The sequence below is a fragment of the Candidatus Saccharimonadales bacterium genome, from assembly GCA_035697325.1.
Taxonomy (GTDB): Bacteria; Patescibacteriota; Saccharimonadia; order Saccharimonadales; family Saccharimonadaceae; genus JALRBM01.
In genome coordinates, this window is sequence record DASSDB010000001.1 from 13,559 (window position 1) to 34,256 (window position 20,698).

The window sequence follows — 20,698 nt, forward strand, 5'->3', positions numbered from 1 at the left end:
TACTGAACGTAATGTTTCAGTTAGACGATACGTTTCTCAGTGATGTAGGTTTGGCAAGTTTGCCGGACGATCAAAAGCAGCCTTTTTTGCAACATGTTTATGACGAGCTTGAGCTCCGCGTGGGTACGCGTCTTAGCGACGGTATGAGTGACGCTCAACTCCAAGAGTTCGAGTCGATTATAGACAGGAAAATGGAGATCGTTGACTCATGGCTTACGCAGAATTTTCCAAGTTATCAGGCTGATCCCGCATTTGCCCGTCTTCAAGAAGTAACTAAGCTTTCTTCCGAAGATCCTGCGCTTCGTTCGGAGTTCGCGGCAACTAAGTGGCTGGAAAAGAACAGGCCTAATTATCGTGACGTGGTCGCACAGGTGCTCGACGAACTTAAGCGAGAAATCGCTTCAAGCCGTGATAGCATCTTGGGCTCTCAGGCAGTATAGCCTCTTAGGAACGCCTCACCGTCCATTATTCGCCCACTAGGTGCGATGAGTTCATCAATATGAAGATATGAAGCATCCTTGCATTCAAGATCAAGAGATGTTTCTTTAGTTTTGACCGTGTGCGCCTTGGTCACGATGACTGAATAATTGTTGATTATCAGATTTGTTTTTGGAAAGCCCAGATAGGCGCGGATGCGCCTTTCGGCTTGGGTGGCCGTAAGGGTCGTTAGGTCGAGTTGGCCATCAGCTTTATTAAGCAGGGGGCTATAGGTGGCCTCTGATTCATTTTGGTTGGATGGCTGAAGCGATCCATCAAGAATAGAAGGGAGAAGCTTGAATAGTAGCTCAGAGCCGGCTTGTGAGAGCTTGCCGTATGCATCGAACTTATCTTCGGTTTGACTAAGCGGGACGGCTGTTTGACCGTATACGGGACCGCTATCCATGCCTGCGGTTAGTCGCATGATGGAAACGCCTGTTTGAGAATCGCCATTAATGATGGCTGACTCTATAGGGGTAGGTCCTCGATACTTTGGCAGGAGGGAAGGGTGAATATTTATGATACCCATGGGAAAGAGATCGATGATTTTTTGGGGGATGATCCGTCCGTAAGCAACAAGTATTGCGACGTCGGCCTTATATCCGGCAATCTGGTCGAATATATCAGTCGGCTTACTTGGAAGTAGGACGGGAATGTCGTTTTGTTTGCCAATCTCGGCTACCTCTAAGAGGCGTTGATTTCGCGAGTGGGAATTACTGTGGTGGGATATGATTGCCCGAATGTCATACCCACGTTCGATGAGGCCCTTTAAAACAGGCGCATCCGTGCGTTTCAGGCCACTGACAAGGCGTTCATTACCAAAGAATAGTATTTTTATGGATGTGTTTTTCATAGTCTAGCGGTTGTAGCTCGCCTTTGTCGTCGAGCTTAAAGAAAGCATCTTTTACGTTTTTAATGTGATCAATAAACAGAATGCCGTTGGTATGATCGATTTCGTGCTGAAGGACGCGAGCAAGGAATCCTTCCGCCTTGAAGCGAACTTCGCGGCCCTGAACATCAAGTGCTTTGACGCGGATTTTCGAATGGCGCGGAACCCGACCATAGATATTGTTAACACTGAGGCAACCCTCGTAGTCATAGGTGATGTCGCCTTCAAGTTTGACGATCTCTGGGTTAATAAGTGCTGTGAACTCACGGATGGCTTTGTCATCGAAGTCGCTGCGAACGATGACGACCCGCTCCAATTTATCAACCTGAACGGCGGCGAGCGCCGCGCTAATTTCGTGCGGACGAGAGTCTTCCCAGTCTATTGATGCGCTTGTCATGTCATCGATAAGTTCAATAACATTATCTGTAACAACATGAATCTTGGCTGACTTTTCCCGAAGGTGAGGATTGGGCAGCGTAATAATATTTTCTTTTTTCATTAGGGTTATTATAACAGATACAGGGTAATCTTACAGTAGGCTGGGAGGATCAAGCTCGAATTGCCAATGTGTGGCCGGAAGCGTGGGTATGATCGCGACAAGGTCTGAGCGACGAGCCGACTTAATAGTAAGTTGCCAGCGGAAAGAATCGCCTTGCCGCTCATAAAATGCTGGCGTGGGGCCGAGTATTTGGGTTGAAGGGTTTTGGCGAAGTTTTTTTGCAAATTCTGTTGCATTACGAATCGCAGCAGCTTCGGTTTTGTATATGCACGTGAGTTTCAATAGATACGCAAAAGGTGGAAAGCGACCATCCCTACGTATGCGAAGCATGTTCTTGTAAAAGTCATTATAATTTTGTGTCAGACCGTCTCTAACTGCGGGGTGATTGGGCTGGTAGCTCTGCACGACTACTTGTGTAGAGTGATGTGACCGGCCAACACGACCGACAACCTGGGCGAGGAGCTGGAATGTGCGTTCACTTGTGCTGTAGTCCGGAAGGACGAGCCCCGCATCGGCTTGGATAACGCCAACTGTTCGCAAATGGGGAAGATCAAGACCTTTGGCGATAACCTGGGTGCCAATAATGATATCGATTGTTCCATCGTACAATTCCTTATACATTTTCTCCACCGTCTTATCGGAATCGCTGTCTGCATCAAATCGAACAATTTTTTTATTCGGGAATTTTTTCTTTAATTCCGATTCGATCAGTTTTGTGCCTATACCTTTGTATATGATATCGACGCTCTGACAAAAAGGGCAGTGTGTAGGAATTTTCTCGGTGGTATCACAGATATGGCAGCGCAAAGTGTGGGTGTCGGTATGGAGGGTAAATGGGATAAAACAGTGAGGACAGATTGCTGTCCAGCCACAGTTTTCACATAATGTTGTGCTGGCACTGCCGCGTCTATTGTGAAAAATAAGCACCTGTTTGTTTTCGCTAAGAGTATTTTCCATGGCTTGAACAAGAGTCTCAGAGAGGAAGCGGTGCTTTTTGAAGTTTGCTCGCTTCGTCATATCAACGAGTTGAATGTCTGGCTTAACTGTATCTTTTTGGGCCTGCGTTGGTAGTGTGATAATGGGTCGGTTGGATTGCTTTAGAGCATAATAGTCGGCTACGGGAGGTGTAGCGCTTCCGAAAATCACCTTTGCTCCGTGACTATTGCCAAGTATACTGGCTACGCGAAGAGCCGAATATCGCGGCGATTGTTCTTGCTTAAAACTTGGCTCGTGAAACTCATCTATAATGATAAAACCAAGATTTTTGGCGGGAAGAAAAAGAGCGGATCGTGGGCCGATGATAATTTGAGGCCGAGTACTGTGAAGAACGGTGCTCCATAGGTTATGACGCTCGGCTTCCGTTTGTTTTGAGTGTGTGAGGATTACGTTGGAAAAGTGTGACGAGAATTCATCGACGAGTTGCGAAGTGAGGGCGATCTCAGGCACGAGAAGAATGATAGATTGCCCTCGTTTATATGCTTTTTGTGCCAGCTCAATGTATACTCGGGTTTTGCCGGAGCCTGTGACACCGTGAAGCAGAGCGGTGCCGGGAGGCATCGCTTCAAAGTATTCTACTGCTCGAGACTGATCTTTATTGAGTAAAATTTGTGTTCGCTCTCGAATCGACGAGCGGAGGGATTGCGTTCGCTCGCGGCGTTTCTTCTGGAGGCCTCTTGGGAGTAATGCTTGCAAGACAAGTGCGAGAGGTGTGGCATAATAGTTGCTGATCCATAAGGCTGTAGAAACAAGAGGCTTGGGGAGGGGAGTGTCTTCGATGATTTTTGAAACGGGTTTTGTAACAAATGAGGGCTTTTTTACTTCACGCACTACAATACCCACGAGCAGCTTTTTCCCTATGGGAATCTCAACCAATGCCCCTATTGAGAGAGTCGTATCGGATGCATATGTAAAGACATTGCTGCCTGCGCGAATAATTTGATTTGGAGCCACCTCATAGTAGTGCATAGTTTTCAGTATACTGCTAAACTGAAATCATATGTATTTTGAAAGTCGTGCCCAGGCAGGGTATATGCTCGCCGAGCAATTGGTAGAAAAGTATCGTTACGAGAACTGTGCGGTAGTTGCTCTCAGTGATGGGGCTGTTCAAGTAGGTGAGCAGATTGCTTCTGCGCTGCACTGTATCTTAACCATGCTGGTGATTGAAAATATTCAGATTCCCGGTGAAAATATGAGTTTTGGAGCAATGTCGCAGTCGGGTAATTTAACATACAATACTTCGCTTAGTCCGGGCGAACTCGAAGAATATACGGGCGAATTTCACGGCTATCTAGAAGAGCAGAAGCGAGAGGCGATGCAACGTATTAATCGATTGGTTGGAGAAGGGGGTATTATTGATGCCGATATGCTGCGTGATCATACGGTCATCCTTGTGTCGGACGGATTGGACTCGAGCGGTCCTTTGGATGTGGCGGTAGAATTCCTAAAGCCGGTAAGGGTCAATAAGCTGGTAGTTGCGACACCCATTGCTACGGTACCTATAGTAGATAAGCTGCATATTATGGCAGACGAATTGCATGTGCTTGATGTGAAGGAAAATTTCCTTGGCGTCGATCATTATTATGAAAAGAATGACATACCGACACATGAAGAAACTATTGCAAAAATTAACCAAATTATTTTGAATTGGCGCTAATGAAGACTTGCATTTGGTACCGCATGAAGTGTAGAATAAAAAGCAACGGAAGTGTCAGTGATTTTAGAGACGAGGGATTAAATGTTAGATGTTTTCATTACTTCTAGGGTGCGACGGAAAATCGTAGTTGTCTACGCAAAGTATCCTGATTTCCATACGCACGTAAGGGGTTTAGCCAAACTTATTAAAGAGGATCCAGGTAATATCCAGCGTGAGCTGAAACGCCTCGAAAAAGTGGGCTTTCTGGCTAGTGAGAAGCAGGGTAATACGAAGATTTATTCAACCAATAAGCAGTTTCCCATATTTAAAGAACTGCAAAGTATCGTGATTAAATCGCAGCAGCAGGCGTCACGGCCAAAGCGCTCATCTGCTGATATCTAATGTCGCTTTTTTGGCAGATTTTGAAAGCTCGTGGGCTCGATGAAGAGTCGGCGAGTATTTTTTTGTCACCAAAATATGAAGCGATGCACGATCCGTTTTTATTACCGGATATGCAAGCAGCAGTCGATCGACTGGTAGAGGCTAGGGAGCGCCAGGATTCAATTATGATCTACGGTGATTATGATATTGACGGCTTAACGGCGACCACGGTGTTGCTGGACGCGTTTCAGTCTTTTGGGTTTAAAAATGTAGAAGCATTTATTCCTAATCGGTTTGTTGAAGGCTATGGTTTGACGGTTGAGGCGGTTGAGAAAATCGCTGCGACTGGTGCACAACTGATCGTGACGGTAGACTGCGGAAGCTTGAGCGAAAAAGAGATTATACGAGCAAATGAACTGGGAATGGATGTGATTGTGACCGATCATCACAACGTTGCTCCAGTACAGCCTCCCGCCGTCGCGGTCATTAATCCGAAGCGCCCCGATCATTCATACCCATTTATCGATTTGGCGGGCGTGGGGGTAGCATTTAAGCTAGTACAGGCCCTACAGACGCGACTGGACGGACTACCGCCCGGGCAAGAAAAATGGCTTCTTGATTTGGTGGCGCTAGGTACAGTATGTGACGTAGTAACGCTGGTTGATGAAAATCGTGCGAATGTGTATTGGGGGCTCAAGGTGCTCTCAAAAACGCGTCGACCCGGGCTCCGCGCCCTGATGGCGGTTGCTGGCGTAGATCCAGGTATGGTGAATGCCAGAAGTTTGGGATTTGGGTTGGGTCCGCGTATGAATGCTGCCGGACGACTCGAAACCGCCCAGTATTCGCTTGATATGCTACGGGCCACGGAGTCTCTTCTCGCGCTTGAAAAAGCGCAGCAGTTGGATGCATTAAATGTTTCGAGAAGACGCGACCAAGATGCTATTTTTAAGGCGGCTATTCTTCAGGCGGAACAACACACAGACGATCCAGTACTTGTAGTAAGTCATACAGACTGGAATCATGGAATCATCGGGATTGTGGCCGCAAAACTGCTCGAAAAATATCAAAAACCCACGTACGTGCTTCAGGAAATGGGTGAAGAGAGTAAAGGCTCGGCAAGGAGCTACGGGGATTTCAGTGCAGCCGATGCGATACGAGCAGCGGATGACATTATCACAAAGGGCGGTGGGCATAAGCTAGCGGCAGGCGTTACACTGCCGACGGAAAATATTGGTGCCTTTCGGCAGCGTGTGAACGAGTTTTATCGATCGCAGAATTTGTTAAATCAGGCGGCACTTTTACTTCCAAAAGAAGATGTGGTGATTGAAAAACTAACAGATATTAGCGAGGATCTTTTAAAGCAGCTTCAGCAACTTGAACCGTTCGGTAATGGCAATCCCGAGCCGGTTCTTCGGGCTGATGGCCTGCTTGTTACTGGAATTCGTAGGATGGGAGCGGACGCGCAGCATGTAAAGTTAGAGCTTGAGGATGGTTTGCACCAGGCTATGCAGTTTTTGGCGTTTAACGCGCCAGCCCATTTTTTTGTTAAACCAGGTGAACGAGTAAAAGCGTGGTTTCATCCAACCTTGAACGAATGGCAAGGGCGACGAAGTGTTGAAGGGCGACTACTTCACCTGGAAAGTTTTTAAGCTTGTATATTTTCTTGCCAGGAGTTTTAATAATGGAACAATATCCATTCTCGGAAGAAACGAGTGAGATATGTACCCCAAGACCGGAGGTTACAAAACCGGCAGGAGCATGACACGGCTTCCCGAAGTCGCCGACTGGGAACGACTCCAGCGTAAGCTGGAAGACAAGATGGAGCCTCTTATCGCGGGGTTCGGTCCCGAACTCGACCAAGTCGAATTCACCGTCGAAGGTGGCGAGCCGACCGTGAACCTCTACTACTCGACGAAGTCTCGGAGCCTCCGCAAGCAGCACCCCGAACTGGACCCGATGGTTATACGGGCCATCTCCCTGGTCTTTGACGAGAAGGCGAAGGAAGTCCTGGGTGACCTGCTGGTATAGCCCGCTTCGAAGTTGAGCCTAGGAAGTTTTCTTCCAAAAGCTCCTTCGGGGCGGGCTCAATTTCATTTTTGGAGGCCATTGCATAGAGAAGGGATCTCTGTTACAATAGCAAGCGATATGGTACAAGTTACACGTAAAGACGAACGCGAAGCAAACGCAAACATCATTCGTCGCTTCAACCGCAAGGTGTTGCAGAGTGGTGTGCTTGCTCAGGCTAAGGCAAAAATGCGCTTTAGCAAGGACGAGAGCAAGGTTGAGCGTCGCAAGAAGGCAATTATTCGCAAAGAGCGAAAAGCTGACAAGTTGGCTAAAGCTCGCTTGGGGATCCGCTAAATTATGGCGCTTAATCAGCGCATTGCAGACGATATGAAAGCCGCCTTGTTAGGCGGCGATCGTTTTGTGGGCGAGACACTCAGAAATCTTAAGGCGGCTATTCTTAATGAAGAAGTAGCTCAAGGCAAACGCGATACGGGCCTTGATGACGCCACGATTGAGCAGATTATTGCAAAAGAAGTAAAGAAACGCTACGAAAGCGCAGCTATTTACGATCAAAACATGCGTGAGGATGCGGCGGATCAAGAGCGACGAGAAGCTGAGGTTCTGAGCCGTTATTTACCCGAGCAATTGAGCGAGGCGGAACTGAAAACAGTGATTGACGCAAAGGTTGCTGAGCTTGGTGCGACTGATATAAAGATGATGGGCCAAGTGATTGGTGCTGTTAAAAAAGAAGTAGGCAATGCGGCTGATGGTGCCAGCTTGGCTCGCATCGTAAAAGAAACACTAGCGAAGGAGTAGTATGATCGTATTTTTTGGTCCGGCGGGAGCGGGAAAAAGCGTCCAGGGGCAAATGTTGGCTGCGCGTAATGGGTGGCGCTGGCTTAGCGCTGGACAGCTGCTGCGCGATACCCACGACATCGAACTTATTAAAGATATGCAAACGGGCAAACTTGTTGATACCGAAAAGGTAAACAAGCTGATGGGCCAAGCGCTTAAGCGGGCCAAAAACATCGATCGTGTTATCTTAGATGGATTTCCCCGCCAACTTTCGCAGGCTAAATGGCTTGTTGAAACGCAGCCAGAGCACGAACGTTCGATCGCTATCGTAATCGTTTTGGAAGTGCCTCGCAGCGAACTCCTCAAGCGCATTGAGGTACGCGGCCGAGTTGATGATACTCCCGAAGCGGTTGATGAGCGTCTTAAGATTTACCGAACTGAAATTTACCCGATTCTCACCTACCTGACTGAGCAAGGTGTGAATATTGCACACATTGATGGAACAGGCACCGTTGGGCAAGTGCACGATCGAATTATGGAAGAGCTTGAGGCATGCAAACTGGTTTAAAAACACCCGCTCAGCTTGATGCGATGCGCGAAGGCGGCAAAATCCTTGCCACGATTTTTGATGGGTTGAAAAAACAAGTGAAGCCGGGTGTCACGGGGCTAGAGCTTGATGCATGGGTAGAAAAAGAGATTAAGGCGCACGGTGCGATTGCGACGTATAAAACAAGCGAAGTGCAGTTCCCAAATGTTATTTGCATCAGTATAAATGAGCAGATCGTTCATGGTATCCCTACGGATTACGAGTTCGAAACGGGCGATGTTGTAAGTTTTGACTTGGTGATCGCATATAAAAATATGAAGACAGACTCGGCATTTACGACGATTGTCGGTGAAAAGCCAAGCGGCGCAAAAAAACACCTATTAAGCTACACGGAGCGAAGTCTTTACGCGGGTATTGATGCTATCAAAGGCTCGACGTATACGGGTGATATCGCAGCTGCGATCGAGAAAGTGCTTCATGAAGGTAAGCTTGGCATTGTAAGGGAGCTGGTGGGTCACGGTGTTGGCTTTGAAATGCATATGCCGCCAGAACTTCCCAATTATGGCCGGAGAGGAACGGGTGTTCTCCTAAAGCCAGGAGACACAGTTGCCATCGAACCGATGGCAACACTTGGCGGCGAAAGAATAGTGAATGAAGATGATGGTTGGACCATCTCAACGCGCGATGGCAGCCTCGCGGCACACTTTGAACACACGGTGCTTGTGACAGAGACTGGCGCCGAAATACTCACTCACCTGTAATACTGCTATTGCTTTTTTGTAAAGCTTATGCTATAAATAAATACATTATGGCATGGCAAAAATAAAAAATCACGCACCTACTTTCAAAGAAATATTTAATGGTCTCACTGAGCCAGGCTACGATCGTCCTGAGGGAGAAGAGCGAGAGTCTCGATCTGAATCTCGTTTGCGCAAGTGGGGTAAAAGGATTTTAGCAGGGACCCTTGCAGGTGGTATACTCGCTGGTGCCGGTTATGGCTTGGATCAGCTTAGCAAGTCTGAGCGTACGGAAGAGGTCGCGCAGATGAATGAACGGTTTGAGCCAGCCCTAAAACCCACAGCCGAAAAAACTGCTCGTTTCGTTATGGATAAAGTAGAAGCAATGAACAAAAATGGCTGGGATAGCAAGAGCGGCATCGCATCTGTCACTGAGGATTCATCAAATAGTGCTAATTCGATCCTTTCTTATTCAAAAGAAGTTAATGGCGGTGAATACCGAGTGAGAGCTGTTGTTGGTGAAGATGCCCAAGGTAAGCCGGATGTTACGCAGGTAAAGTCTGCTGAGATATGGGAGACAAATCCCAAAACAGACACGAACCCGGGCATCAATTCGGTTGTTTCTATAGCCAAAGATGACCCCGTTTTTAATAAAGGATATTGGGGTGCATCAGTTACCTTTAATGATCCTAGTAAAAAAACTGGTGGTGATGGACTCGACTCGTACAATACGTACAACTATCGCAATTATGATGACCTTGATAAAGACGTTGAGCGAGCTCAAAAAATTGCGGGTAATATTGATAAAGAACTCGATAAAATCGATAAATCCACGCCTATATATTAAAAGTATTGTAAAAGAGAAAAGCGGACACCTGGTATCAAACGACACCAGGTGTCTATTATTAGGAGATATACAACATCACCAGGATGAAGGCCTTAGCAGCATGAAAAACTAGGCAAAACAGTGCATAAGCGTTATACTGTAGCGTATGCAAGAAACTTCTCGATATGCCGTCGGTATTGATATCGGTACGACTACTATACGCTGCGTGGTTGGCCATATCGATGCAACTACAGGGACTCCCACCGTTGTTGGAGTGGGTTCGGCGGCAAATAGTGGCATGCGTAAAGGAGTTGTAGCCCACTTAGCGGGTCCTGCGCAGGCAATTGATGAGGCGCTTGGTGAAGCAGAGCGGATGAGCGGCTACCAAGTAGATGCTGCCGTACTAAGTATTAATGGATCGCATATAATAAGCACTAAAGCCGACGGCATGATAGCGGTTGGTGCAATGGATCATGAGATTGTTCAGGCGGATTTGGCACGTATTGAAGAAGTAGCGACATTAGGCAAAGTACCCGCTAATCGCGAGATTCTTGAAGTTGTCCCACACAGCTATCGCCTTGACGGCCAAGATAATATTAAGGATCCACTCGGCATGACTGGCACCCGGCTCGAAATCAACGCCAACGTCGTATCTGCTCTGGGGCCACATCTTCATAACCTCGAAAAATCTGCTGAAATGGCAAAAGTCGCTCTTAAAATGGTGACGCCATCCGTGCTGGGGGCGGCGAGGGCCGTTTTAACGGAGCAGCAGAAAGAAAATGGCGTAGCGGTAGTAGACTTAGGCGGTGCCACGACCAGTATTGCTGTTTTTGAAGAGGGTGATCTTCAGTATGTTGCGGTCATTCCACTAGGTGGTGTTAACATCACCAATGATCTTGCCATTGGGCTTAAGACGGACCCTGAGATTGCGGAAAAAGTAAAAGTAGGCCACGGGACAGCCGTCGCTCGTAAAAATGACGAGCGTATCTCTTTAAAACAAGATAAAGAAACAATTTATTTTGATTCGAACGACGTGGATGAGATCGTAGAGGCGAGACTTGATGAGATCTTCGATGCTATTCAGAAAGAATTGAAGCGTGCCGGTCGTGCCGGTCAGCTTCCAAGTGGAATCGTCCTGACGGGTGGATCCGCTAAAATCAAAGGTATTGCTGAGTACGCCAAGGAAAAGCTGGGGCTTGCCGCACGAGTGGGTAAACCTGCCGGCTTTGGTGGAGTTGCAGAAAGCATAGAAGAGCCACAATTTGCCACGGCCGTGGGGCTTATGTTGCTTGATGCCGAAGGTGCCGCATCGAAGGCGGGCACGAGTGGCAAGGGTGAAAATGGCAAGGACGCGTTGAAGAAGGCTGGCGGAATGATTTCGTCGTTTTTGGGCCGTTTTAAGGCGTAATTTGTTTTTGAACAATAAATGTTATACTGGGTAAGAAGAGAATATTGGGGGAGAGCATAGTTCCATGCCTGAAGTGAAACCAACTGAAATTCAAACATTTGCGAGCATTAAAGTTGTCGGTGTCGGTGGCGCCGGTGGTTCTGCTGTAAACCGCATGAAAGATGCTGGGCTGGCCGGTGTGCAGTTCATTGCTATGAACACTGACGCCCAGGCACTCCATAACTCAAAAGCCGACGTGAAGATTCACTTAGGACATTCAACGACGAATGGGCTGGGTGCCGGTGCGGACCCTACGACAGGCGAAGCGGCGGCCGATGAATCGCGTAATGAAATTCGCGATGCACTTGAGGGCGCCGATATGGTATTTGTCACCATCGGTGCAGGTGGTGGAACTGGAAGCGGTGCGGGCCCGGTCGTTGCTGAGGTCGCTCGTGAGCTCGGTATTTTGGTGGTTGGTGTTGCCACGAAGCCATTTAGTTTTGAGGGTGAAAAGCGCCGCCAAAATGCAGAACGTGCAATCGTTCAACTTGGACGCAATGTTGATACACTTATTACAATCCCGAATGATCGACTTTTGCAGACAATCGATCGTCGTACGCCACTTCTTGAAACCTTCAAGATTGCCGATGACGTGCTTCGCCAGGGGGTGCAAGGTATTTCAGAGCTTATTACTGAACATGGATTGATTAATCTGGACTTTGCCGATGTAAAGGCGATCATGAGCAATGCAGGCTCGGCGCTTATGGGGATTGGCCGTGCAAGTGGCGATGATCGTGCTGCGCAGGCCGCTCAGCAGGCTATCGAATCACCGCTTATTGAAGTTTCGATCGACGGTGCAAAGGGCGTTCTGTTTAACGTAACTGGTGGTTACGACATGAGCATGAGTGAGATTCAAGAAGCTGCTGAAATTATCACCAGCGCCGTTTCTCCAGATGCAAATATTATCTTTGGTGCAACCTTAAAGCCTGAGCTTGAAGATGAACTGATCATTACTGTTATTGCAACTGGTTTTGACAGTGCCTACTTCCACGAGCAAGCTGCACAGCTTGATGCGGCAACAGCTGAGCCTACGCCAACGGTTACTGAATCTGTCTCTGAAGATGCCGTAAAAGACATCAATATGGAATTGGATCAAACTGATGCTGCTGCGGCTTTTGCGGATGATACGCCACAGGATATTTGGAATACGCCAGCGCAAGAAGAAGACGAGTCTGACATGCCCGCCTTTCTACGACGCCGCAAGAAAAAATCAGACGAATCCTAAGGAGGCTTGTAAGTTTGTATGCGCCCAAAACTAAAAATTGGCGATAGTCGTGTGATTGAATCACGAGAATCAAGCGATGGATTAACGATTCGTCGTCGGCGGGAATCGTTGGATGGCAAGCATCGGTTCACGACTTATGAAAGAATCGAACGCCCCAACTTAGTTGTGGTGAAAAAAGATAGTACTCGTGAGCTTTTTGATAGAGAAAAACTTTCTACGGCCGTGAAGCGATCGGTTGGGAAGTTTTTTGCTTCAGAGATGGAAATTGACGAAATGGTCGATCGTGTCGAAGATATGCTTTATGCATCAGGCGATGGTGAGGTCACCTCACGACAGATTGGTGATTTAGTACTCGATGAGTTAGCCGAGCGAAATGAAGTTGCGTACGTGCGATTTGCTAGTGTATATCATGAATTTAAGACACTTGATGAGTTTGAAGAAATTCTAAAGCAACGTCGCAAGAAATAGGGCCTTAAAGATGAGGGTGATTATCGTGACAAAAAATGAGACCGACTACGCGCGGACGGTCTCTGAGTATCTTCGTGATTTTACACGCCAAACGGGGCATGAACTTGAAGTGATTGATCCTGATACGCCAGATGGCACTTCTTTTTGTAGGGCCTATGACATTGTTGAATATCCAACACTTATCGCCCTAAGTGACGATGGAGCTTTGCAGCAGCAGTGGAGGGGGTTGCCGCTCCCGACGATTAGCGAGGTGAGTTACTATGTTTAAATTTTTAAATAGGGGCAAGAAAAAGGCGACTGAGAGATCAAATAAGTGGCTTTTTGGTGTGATGCTGGTTTTTGGTGTGGCTGGTCTTATTTCCGCCTTTGACTTGTCTGTAGAGCGAATTCATCTGCTTGAACACCCTGATGCCGTCCTGACATGCTCAATTAATTTGGTATTAAATTGCGCAACAGTAATGCAGACATGGCAGGCGAGCCTGTTTGGCTTTCCCAACCCATATATCGGGCTGATGGCTTACCCTGTAGTAATAACCGTCGCAGTCGCAGGGCTTTCTGGCGTGCAGTTTAAGCGTTGGTTCTTGATTGTGGCAAATATTTGTTATGGACTAGGAGCTATTTTTGCCTACTGGCTATTCTTTAGTAGCGTGTATGTTATACAAGTGCTTTGCCCATGGTGTCTGGTGGTGACGTTTTCGACCACGCTGATTTTTGCGAGTTTGACCCACCTTAATTTACGTGAAAATACGTTTCGTTTTTCGGAAAGCATCAATAAAAAAATCCAAGAACTGATGGCGCGTGACGTAGGCAAGATTGCGACAGCTGCGTGGATTGTCTTAATGATAGCACTCGTACTCATTAAATTTGGTGATAGTTTATTCTTATGATGCTCCTTATAACAGCGGTGCTCGTGATGGTGATAATTTACATGAGTATCGTGTTTATCATTGCGTGGCGGCGGCGGCGTTTAGATATTGTCGATGTTGCCTGGGGTGGAGCATTTATTGTTGCTGCGCTGATAAGTTTGCTTTGGGGTGAGCCTGGATGGTTGCAATACATAGTCACAACTCTCGTTGTCGTATGGGCTGTGCGGCTCAGCTCTTCACTACTAAAACGTTTCTTGGCTTCTTCTAAAGAGGATCCGCGGTACGCAGCCATGCAGCAGCGCTGGCATCATCATTTTGCACTTAAGTCTTACTTGCATATTTTTTTGGTGCAAGCGTTTCTTGCCACGCTCATTTCTTTATCGGTTATCGTCGTGAACCTTTCGTATGTACACGGTATTTCCCTGAATGTATATGTCGGAGCTGCCATATGGATTATTGGGTTTATATTTGAGTCAGTAGGCGACGCTCAGTTGCGGCACCACTTAGCTGACTCTAAAAATAAAGGCAAGCTTATGACATCAGGACTATGGCGATACACTCGACACCCGAATTATTTTGGAGAAGCAACGCAGTGGTGGGGAATATATGTGATGGCCCTTGCCGTACCGTACGGATGGCTGACGATTGTTGCGCCGCTTACGATTACAATTCTGCTTTTGTTTGTGTCTGGCGTACCGCTTACCGAACGTCATTTTGAGGGGAGACCGGGATGGAAGGAATACAAACATCGCACGAGCGCGTTTGTGCCGCTTCCTCCGCGCTCAAAATAATTAGAGCGTCAACGTATTATTAACAAAGGCTGTCTCGAGTGCGCGCGCGAGATTTTTGCGCCCAGCTTGAAGATGACGGGCGATCATAGCGGTGAGCGACTCGCGAGTGTGCCGCTGAGATGAGACGATGTCGTATAGTGAGAATGTGTCGTTTTCAGACTGAATGAACGAATGATGAAGCATACCTGGTGTGAGCATCGCCACCCGACGAGCCAGCATATTTGCTAATTCGTACTGTTCCTTTAGCTTAAAGTTTGGCCGTAATGGCTGGGCAAGATGGAGTGCTTCTTGAAAATGCCGCGCATGTCGCAAAAAAGAACTGCTACTATCAAGCAAGGCATCGAGTGCATCATCAATACGATCAATATCCATAGAATCGAGAGATAATTGCTGGATATCGATATCATGCTGTGAGAAAAAAGTCTGTAATTCTTCCCAGGCGTGATGCACTTTATCGTCCAGTATTGATTTGCTCGCTAGTAGCCAAGGCTCGTTTTGGGCGAAGTCGACGACGAGACTATGAGCGGGAAGAATTTCATAAAGATGGTCTTTCAGATTGGTGGAAACTTGTGTACCAATGTAAATGCTCTGGCAGGTGCGAGGCAATTCACTTTTTAATAGCTGCTCGGGCGTAATGCACCATATATGAGCGGCTGGAAACTCGTGCGGGGCATCAATAGTTACTACCATTTGTTGCATGCGGGTAATGCTATGGGTAAGTTGAAGCAGCTGGTCGGCATCGATTGTCCTGGAGCGTTCGTGCTGAAGCGATTGAAGCAAAGAGAGCCATTGTTTTCGAATAAGCTTGGCTACGGGCTCGGGAGAAAGAGAAACAACAAGTGCTTTACCGTATAGATGTCTGGTCTGCCAATGGTGCACGATATTGGAGGCCAGAGCAGTGTCCGTCTTGGGCGGGCGTTTCATTTCCAGATACGCAAGCGGTTTTTCCCTCATTGATTCATTACTATATCACAGCATGTGATGCTGGCGAAAGCTAAAATGATCTAATTTTGTGATAATAATATGATCACGAAGAGGAATACCGAGGAGCTGACCCGCCGCAGCGAGCTGTTGCGTAAGTGTAATATCCTTGGCACTTGGGCGAGCATTGCCTGAAGGATGATTGTGAGCCACGATAACTGAAGCGGCTCGGTCTACGATGGCATCACTGTAGATTTCACGTGGGTGGGTGAGAACACTATCCAATGTGCCTATAGTTATAGTCCGTTGTGCGATAAGTCGTTGCCCACCGTCTAATGCGAGACAAACGCAATATTCTTGCTGCTTATCGCGGATATCGGCAAGGCGGGTAAGGATATCTTTTTGGGTACGTAGCGGCTCAACGTCTTTTACAAGATATCTCTTGGCAAGCTCAAGAGAGGCGAGCAATTTGCCTGCGGTGGCAATACTAACGCCTTTAAGTGCGGTGAGCTTCTCAAGGTTGAGGCCGTCCGTACCTTTTGCAAGTAATTTTTGGACCTGGCGTGCGAGATAACTGACATCAGTGCCACGGCTACCACTTCCGATAACTACTTCAAGCAGCTCGAAGTCTGAAAGGCTCGCAGTTCCTTTTCGGGCCAATTTCTCACGAGGCCGATCTTCGGTCGGCAACTGTGACACTTTTCGTCTCGCCATACTGGCAACAGTGTAACAGAAAATGTACTTTTGTCTAAGGATAATGCCAGAACGGATCAGAAACTGGCACGTATTTAATAAATATTTCATAATACGCTCGGCTTTGGGCGAGATTTTTAGTTCTAAGCTATCTATTGCCTCTGGCATATCAGGGAGAAATGAGGTAAAATAAGAGCAACGTTCTTTTGTATGCCTACAGGAGATGAGCGGCTATCACCCGCGAAGTTACTGGGAAGAAATCTTTTTAGAGAGTAGAACCCAGCGTGTATACGCGACGTTACAGCAGACAATCAAGCGCTAGAAAGAATCTCTTTTTAGAAACTGGATGGTACCGTCCGCCGCAAGCGGATTCCAGTGACTAAATAGAGATTTTTGTTTTAAGAAAGGCAAAAGATGAAGACCGGCGTGTATACGATTAGAACCATCCAAGAAGCTGATCAGCTGCCAGTTTTGGCTATGCAGGCAAAATCCTGGCTTGATACATACCCTAACCCAGAAAAAGGGGTATCGAAAGAATGGGTAGAAGCCAGGACAAAACAGTGGATGACTGATGAGAATCTGAAGAAGCGTCGAGAATTTATCCGTGCTAGTAATAAAGGTGATTCGTTATATATTGTTGCTGAGAATGAAAAGGGGGTGATCGTTGGCCTTGGAATCTGCCGTAATGAAGCGGGAAAATACCGTCTTGGTGCACTTTACGTTGATGTAGCTCATCATGGTTCGGGGGTTGCACATCGGTTGATGGAGAAACTTCTGTCTTGGGCCGGCCCAGCTACGATCGAGCTTGAAGTCGTTTCGTATAACGAGCGCGCAAAAGCATTCTATCGTAAGTACGGATTTAGAGAAGTTGAGGGATCAGATCATATTTTGCATGAAATTTTGCCAGTTATAACAATGGTGCGGGAAGGAGAAAAGGGATGAAATTCAAAGCAAATACGAGAAGGCGAGCACTTGAATACGAGAAAGCCCTCGTTGATTTCTGGAAAAAAAACAAAACGTTTGAAAAGTCGGTTGAAAATCGATCGGAAAGCAACGGCTATGTATTTTACGATGGTCCACCATTTATCACAGGCGTGCCGCATCATGGGACTCTTCTCAGCTCAATCGTTAAGGACGCAGTTCCGCGCTATCAGACAATGAAAGGCAAACGAGTAGAGCGCGTATGGGGCTGGGATACGCATGGACTGCCGGCTGAGAATTTCGTTGAAAAAAAACTTGGTATTACTGATCGGCATGAAATCGGGACCAAAATTAGCCTTGCCGAGTATATTACGACAGCTCGTGAAAGTATGATTCAGACGGGTGGTTTATGGGAAGACACGATTGACCGTATCGGTCGTTGGGTTGATTTTAAAGGCGCGTACAAAACCATGGATAAGGACTACATGGAAAGTGTGTGGTGGGCGTTTAAACAACTCTACGAGAAGGGCAAAATTTATGAAGGTGAGCGCGTGCTTATGTACGACACCAAATGGGCGACGCCACTCTCAAAAGCCGAGGTAACCATGGACGCTGGCGCGTACCAGGTAGTGACTGATCCAAGCGTTTATGTGAAGTTTAAAATGACAGATGAAGATGTTTACTTATTGGCGTGGACAACAACGCCATGGACGTTGCCCGGCAATACGGCCCTTGCTATCAATAAAGAAACCGAATATGCAGAAGTTGAATTGGATGGCGAACGATTTGTCTTGGCAAAAGAATTACTTGACAAAGCTCTTACCGATGAGAAGCACAATGTGTTGCCGTATAAAGTTGTTCGTGAGCTGAAAGGCGGTGAACTTGTAGGTAAAACGTACGAACCACTTTTTGCGAACAGGGGGAAGAACGCGCATAAGATCTGGGCGGCGGATTATGTCACGACAGATTCTGGTACCGGTATCGTTCATCTTGCGCCGGCTTATGGCGAAGAGGACTTCATATTGGCACAAGAAAAAAATATTCCGGTTATTCATGTTCTCGACGAATACGGCAAATATACTGAAGGCGACTGGCGGGGGCAAGATGTTTGGGAAACGAACAAGGCAATTGCGAAGGAATTAAAAGAGCGCGGCGTTGTTTGGAAAATCGAGTATATTCAGCATGAATACCCTCACAACCTTCGCAATGGTAATCGCCTTATGTACCGGGCCCACCCGAGTTGGTTTATGGATATCGATGGCCAGCGCGAAGAAATGCTAGAGCAAAATACGGAGAATATCAACTGGTTTCCAGAGCATATTAAGCACGGTCGCTTTGAAAAAACGGTACTCCAGGCGCCCGATTGGAACCTTTCACGTGATCGTTTTTGGGCGACGGCCATGCCTGTTTGGAAAGGAACGGATAGCAACGGTAAAGAGCATATCAAAGTTGTGGGAAGTTACGCCGAGCTGAAGGAATTAAGTGGGATTGAGCTTGAAGATTATCATCGTCCTTGGGTTGATGACATTGAATTTGATCTTGATGGCGTGCATTACAAGCGCATCGAAAAGGTGATCGATTGTTGGTTTGAGAGTGGTAGCATGCCATTTGCGCAGTTCCACTATCCATTTGAAAACGTTGAAAAATTCGAACAGAATTTCCCCGGTGATTTCATTGTTGAATACGTGGGTCAGGTTCGCGCCTGGTTTTATTATGTGCATGCTGTAAATGTGGGATTGTTCGGCCGCAATGCATTTAAAAATGTCATTACGACGGGTACGCTAGCGGGGAATGACGGGCGCAAAATGAGTAAAAGCTTTGGTAACTTTACCGACCCGAACGAGCTCATGGATCAGTACTCGGCTGATAGCTTGCGCTTTTTGCTCCTCAGCTCTCCGGTGTTAAACGGCGAAGACTTCGCACTCATCGATAAGGACGTAAGTGACGTTGCGCGTAAGCTGAGTATGATCTGGAACATGTATGATTTCTTAACGATGTATGCCGAAGTTGATGGTTGGGAATGGAACGGCGACATGAATGATCCGACTGAACAGCTTAAAAATCCGCTTGATCAGTGGATTGTGAGTCGCGTTCACCAGCTCAATCTTGAGATTCAGAAAAATATGGATACGTACGATATCCCAAATGCGACCAAACCGATTTTGCCATTTATAGAAGACGCATCCAACTGGTACGTACGCCGCAGTCGCCGCCGGTTCTGGAAGAGCGACGAGCAAGAAGATAAGGACGACGCTTACAAGACGCTTCATTATGTGCTGGTTCATTTGTCGCAGATAATCGCACCATTTACACCGTTCTTAGCTGAGGAATTGTACCAGAAATTGACGGGCGGTGAGAGTGTTCATTTACTTGACTGGCCAGTTGCGGGACATATTAACGAGTTGATACTCAAAGAAATGGGGGCTATTCGCCAGGCGATTAATGACGGTCTTTCCAAGCGCGCAGCTGAAAAAGTAAAAGTTCGCCAGCCGCTTGCTAAAGCAACTCTGGTAAGTGTATTGAGCAGTGCGGTACCCGAAAAGCTTAACGCTGAACTTGTTGAAATCGTGAAGGATGAGCTCAATGTGAAGAAAGTTGAGGCGGTGAGTGGACCTGAAGTCGGAGGCAGTCCAAATCCTTCGGTTGAATTGGATTTTGCACTGACGCCAGAACTGAAGCGCGAAGGTCTCGTGCGCGAAGTGATCCGTCATGTACAAAGTGCCCGTAAATCAGCCGGACTTAGTGTGGATGATCGGATTATCCTAGGTCTTGAAACAGCCGACAACGAATTGCAAAAAGCGATTGAAGAACACCGCGATGTCATCGCAGCGGAAACGTTAGCGAACGGCGTGAAAGACGGCGAGCTTGAATATAAGACCGAAGTAAAAATAGAGGGTATGGTTTTGGTTGTATCTCTAGAAAAAACTGCTTAAAAAGAAAATCCCGGCCGGGACCCCGATACCGAAGTATCCAGAGTCCCGAACCGGGTCGACTGACTAGTGCTTCACCTTCGTACGCTGCTCGCGCCGCTCCATCTCGAGCTCGAGAAGGTCGGAGCGCTCGCGGCGGATCCGATCGGTGAGGTAGTCGGCCACCAGGATGCGGGCGAGTTGCTTCGGCAGGTCGGCGATGGCGCCGCCCCACACGAAGAAGACAACTCCCTCCCACGGTCCCGGGTTGTAGGCCTTGCGACCTGTGCTGGCCAGCTCGGCCAGCCACTGCTGCGGGTCGAATGGGGGAGCGCCGATGACAGGCAGGTTGCCCGTGACCTCGGGGTGATGACTGTAAGCCTTCACCGTCCACTCGATTCCGCTGTGGGTGCACCCGTGGAAGTTGATCCCACGGAGTGTCACCTCACGATTCTCCTCGACAAACGCGCAGGCGCGCGCGAATATCTCATCGAGAAGGGGGGTGTTTCCATTCATGGCACTCTCCTTTTCAGGACTCATTCCGGGTTGGAGTGAGAGTCGGGAGTGGTGCTGCCCGAGCTAAATGCCATAGTTTGCAAAACTACCAATGAGTGCTTATTTGCCAGATTATATATGTGTTCCAAACGTGATTTACAAGTAATACTTC

General features: G+C 47.5%; 24 protein-coding genes. 18 read left to right on the top strand and 6 right to left on the bottom strand.

The annotated features are described in order from the left end of the window. Positions 1-11: 11 nt before the first annotated feature. Entirely contained in the window at positions 12-440 is a 429-nt protein-coding gene (locus VFH06_00070) for a DUF5663 domain-containing protein (GenBank protein ID HET6746488.1), read from the top strand. Here the strand turns inward: VFH06_00070 and VFH06_00075 are convergent. From VFH06_00075 to priA, 3 genes are read right to left on the bottom strand one after another with little or no spacing between them, the layout of a single operon-like run. Next, positions 428-1,330, bottom strand: coding sequence for a methionyl-tRNA formyltransferase (locus tag VFH06_00075; GenBank protein ID HET6746489.1), 903 nt, complete (start codon positions 1,328-1,330; stop codon positions 428-430). The two genes, VFH06_00070 and VFH06_00075, sit on opposite strands and share 13 nt — an antisense overlap. Beyond that, positions 1,293-1,865, bottom strand: coding sequence for a peptide deformylase (gene def, locus VFH06_00080; protein ID HET6746490.1), 573 nt, complete (start codon positions 1,863-1,865; stop codon positions 1,293-1,295). Before def ends, VFH06_00075 begins: the two co-directional genes overlap by 38 nt. Before the next feature lie 30 nt (positions 1,866-1,895). Further along, entirely contained in the window at positions 1,896-3,830 is a 1,935-nt protein-coding gene (priA, locus tag VFH06_00085; protein ID HET6746491.1) for a primosomal protein N', read from the bottom strand. 31 nt (positions 3,831-3,861) lie between these two features. Between priA and VFH06_00090 the strand changes: the two genes are divergently transcribed. The 15 genes from VFH06_00090 (at position 3,862) to VFH06_00160 (ending at position 14,587) form a co-directional block, all read left to right on the top strand. Continuing rightward, complete coding sequence (locus VFH06_00090; GenBank protein HET6746492.1) at positions 3,862-4,518, top strand: phosphoribosyltransferase family protein; 657 nt, start codon at positions 3,862-3,864, stop codon at positions 4,516-4,518. 108 nt (positions 4,519-4,626) lie between these two features. Continuing rightward, positions 4,627-4,899, top strand: coding sequence for a winged helix-turn-helix domain-containing protein (locus tag VFH06_00095; GenBank protein ID HET6746493.1), 273 nt, complete (start codon positions 4,627-4,629; stop codon positions 4,897-4,899). Then, complete coding sequence (gene recJ, locus VFH06_00100) at positions 4,899-6,527, top strand: single-stranded-DNA-specific exonuclease RecJ (GenBank protein HET6746494.1); 1,629 nt, start codon at positions 4,899-4,901, stop codon at positions 6,525-6,527. The genes VFH06_00095 and recJ overlap by 1 nt, the downstream gene beginning before the upstream one ends. 70 nt (positions 6,528-6,597) lie before the next feature. Beyond that, positions 6,598-6,906: a hypothetical protein gene (locus VFH06_00105; protein ID HET6746495.1), complete on the top strand. Its 309-nt coding sequence runs from the start codon at positions 6,598-6,600 to the stop codon at positions 6,904-6,906. Between the two features lie 117 nt (positions 6,907-7,023). Next, complete coding sequence (locus VFH06_00110; GenBank protein ID HET6746496.1) at positions 7,024-7,239, top strand: hypothetical protein; 216 nt, start codon at positions 7,024-7,026, stop codon at positions 7,237-7,239. A gap of 3 nt (positions 7,240-7,242) precedes the next feature. After that, on the top strand, positions 7,243-7,701 hold the full coding sequence (locus VFH06_00115) for a GatB/YqeY domain-containing protein (GenBank protein ID HET6746497.1): 459 nt from the start codon (positions 7,243-7,245) through the stop codon (positions 7,699-7,701). A gap of 1 nt (position 7,702) precedes the next feature. Further along, on the top strand, positions 7,703-8,248 hold the full coding sequence (locus tag VFH06_00120) for a nucleoside monophosphate kinase (protein ID HET6746498.1): 546 nt from the start codon (positions 7,703-7,705) through the stop codon (positions 8,246-8,248). Next, positions 8,233-8,988: a type I methionyl aminopeptidase gene (gene map, locus VFH06_00125; GenBank protein ID HET6746499.1), complete on the top strand. Its 756-nt coding sequence runs from the start codon at positions 8,233-8,235 to the stop codon at positions 8,986-8,988. Before VFH06_00120 ends, map begins: the two co-directional genes overlap by 16 nt. 52 nt (positions 8,989-9,040) lie before the next feature. Then, positions 9,041-9,811 (top strand): hypothetical protein, encoded by a 771-nt coding sequence (locus VFH06_00130; GenBank protein HET6746500.1) that lies wholly within the window; start codon positions 9,041-9,043, stop codon positions 9,809-9,811. Positions 9,812-9,956: 145 nt separating this feature from the next. Next, positions 9,957-11,198: a cell division protein FtsA gene (gene ftsA / locus VFH06_00135; GenBank protein ID HET6746501.1), complete on the top strand. Its 1,242-nt coding sequence runs from the start codon at positions 9,957-9,959 to the stop codon at positions 11,196-11,198. A gap of 64 nt (positions 11,199-11,262) precedes the next feature. Continuing rightward, on the top strand, positions 11,263-12,462 hold the full coding sequence (ftsZ, locus tag VFH06_00140) for a cell division protein FtsZ (protein HET6746502.1): 1,200 nt from the start codon (positions 11,263-11,265) through the stop codon (positions 12,460-12,462). An 18-nt stretch (positions 12,463-12,480) separates the two neighbouring features. After that, a complete protein-coding gene (nrdR, locus tag VFH06_00145) occupies positions 12,481-12,930 on the top strand; it encodes a transcriptional regulator NrdR (GenBank protein ID HET6746503.1) in 450 nt (149 codons plus the stop codon). Between the two features lie 25 nt (positions 12,931-12,955). Next, on the top strand, positions 12,956-13,198 hold the full coding sequence (locus VFH06_00150; GenBank protein HET6746504.1) for a hypothetical protein: 243 nt from the start codon (positions 12,956-12,958) through the stop codon (positions 13,196-13,198). Beyond that, positions 13,191-13,817 (top strand): vitamin K epoxide reductase family protein, encoded by a 627-nt coding sequence (locus VFH06_00155; protein HET6746505.1) that lies wholly within the window; start codon positions 13,191-13,193, stop codon positions 13,815-13,817. Before VFH06_00150 ends, VFH06_00155 begins: the two co-directional genes overlap by 8 nt. Continuing rightward, complete coding sequence (locus VFH06_00160) at positions 13,814-14,587, top strand: DUF1295 domain-containing protein (protein HET6746506.1); 774 nt, start codon at positions 13,814-13,816, stop codon at positions 14,585-14,587. Before VFH06_00155 ends, VFH06_00160 begins: the two co-directional genes overlap by 4 nt. On the opposite strand, the gene VFH06_00165 is transcribed toward VFH06_00160, so the two are convergent. Continuing rightward, positions 14,588-15,541 (bottom strand): hypothetical protein, encoded by a 954-nt coding sequence (locus tag VFH06_00165; GenBank protein HET6746507.1) that lies wholly within the window; start codon positions 15,539-15,541, stop codon positions 14,588-14,590. Positions 15,542-15,556: 15 nt separating this feature from the next. Then, positions 15,557-16,222 carry a DNA repair protein RadC gene (radC, locus tag VFH06_00170; protein ID HET6746508.1) on the bottom strand — a complete coding sequence of 222 codons (666 nt, stop codon included), beginning with the start codon at positions 16,220-16,222 and terminating at the stop codon, positions 15,557-15,559. A gap of 393 nt (positions 16,223-16,615) precedes the next feature. Between radC and VFH06_00175 the strand changes: the two genes are divergently transcribed. Then, complete coding sequence (locus tag VFH06_00175; protein HET6746509.1) at positions 16,616-17,143, top strand: GNAT family N-acetyltransferase; 528 nt, start codon at positions 16,616-16,618, stop codon at positions 17,141-17,143. Then, entirely contained in the window at positions 17,140-20,055 is a 2,916-nt protein-coding gene (ileS, locus tag VFH06_00180) for an isoleucine--tRNA ligase (GenBank protein HET6746510.1), read from the top strand. The genes VFH06_00175 and ileS overlap by 4 nt, the downstream gene beginning before the upstream one ends. A gap of 63 nt (positions 20,056-20,118) precedes the next feature. On the opposite strand, the gene VFH06_00185 is transcribed toward ileS, so the two are convergent. Further along, positions 20,119-20,547 carry a hypothetical protein gene (locus VFH06_00185; GenBank protein ID HET6746511.1) on the bottom strand — a complete coding sequence of 143 codons (429 nt, stop codon included), beginning with the start codon at positions 20,545-20,547 and terminating at the stop codon, positions 20,119-20,121. Between the last annotated feature and the right edge of the window lie 151 nt (positions 20,548-20,698).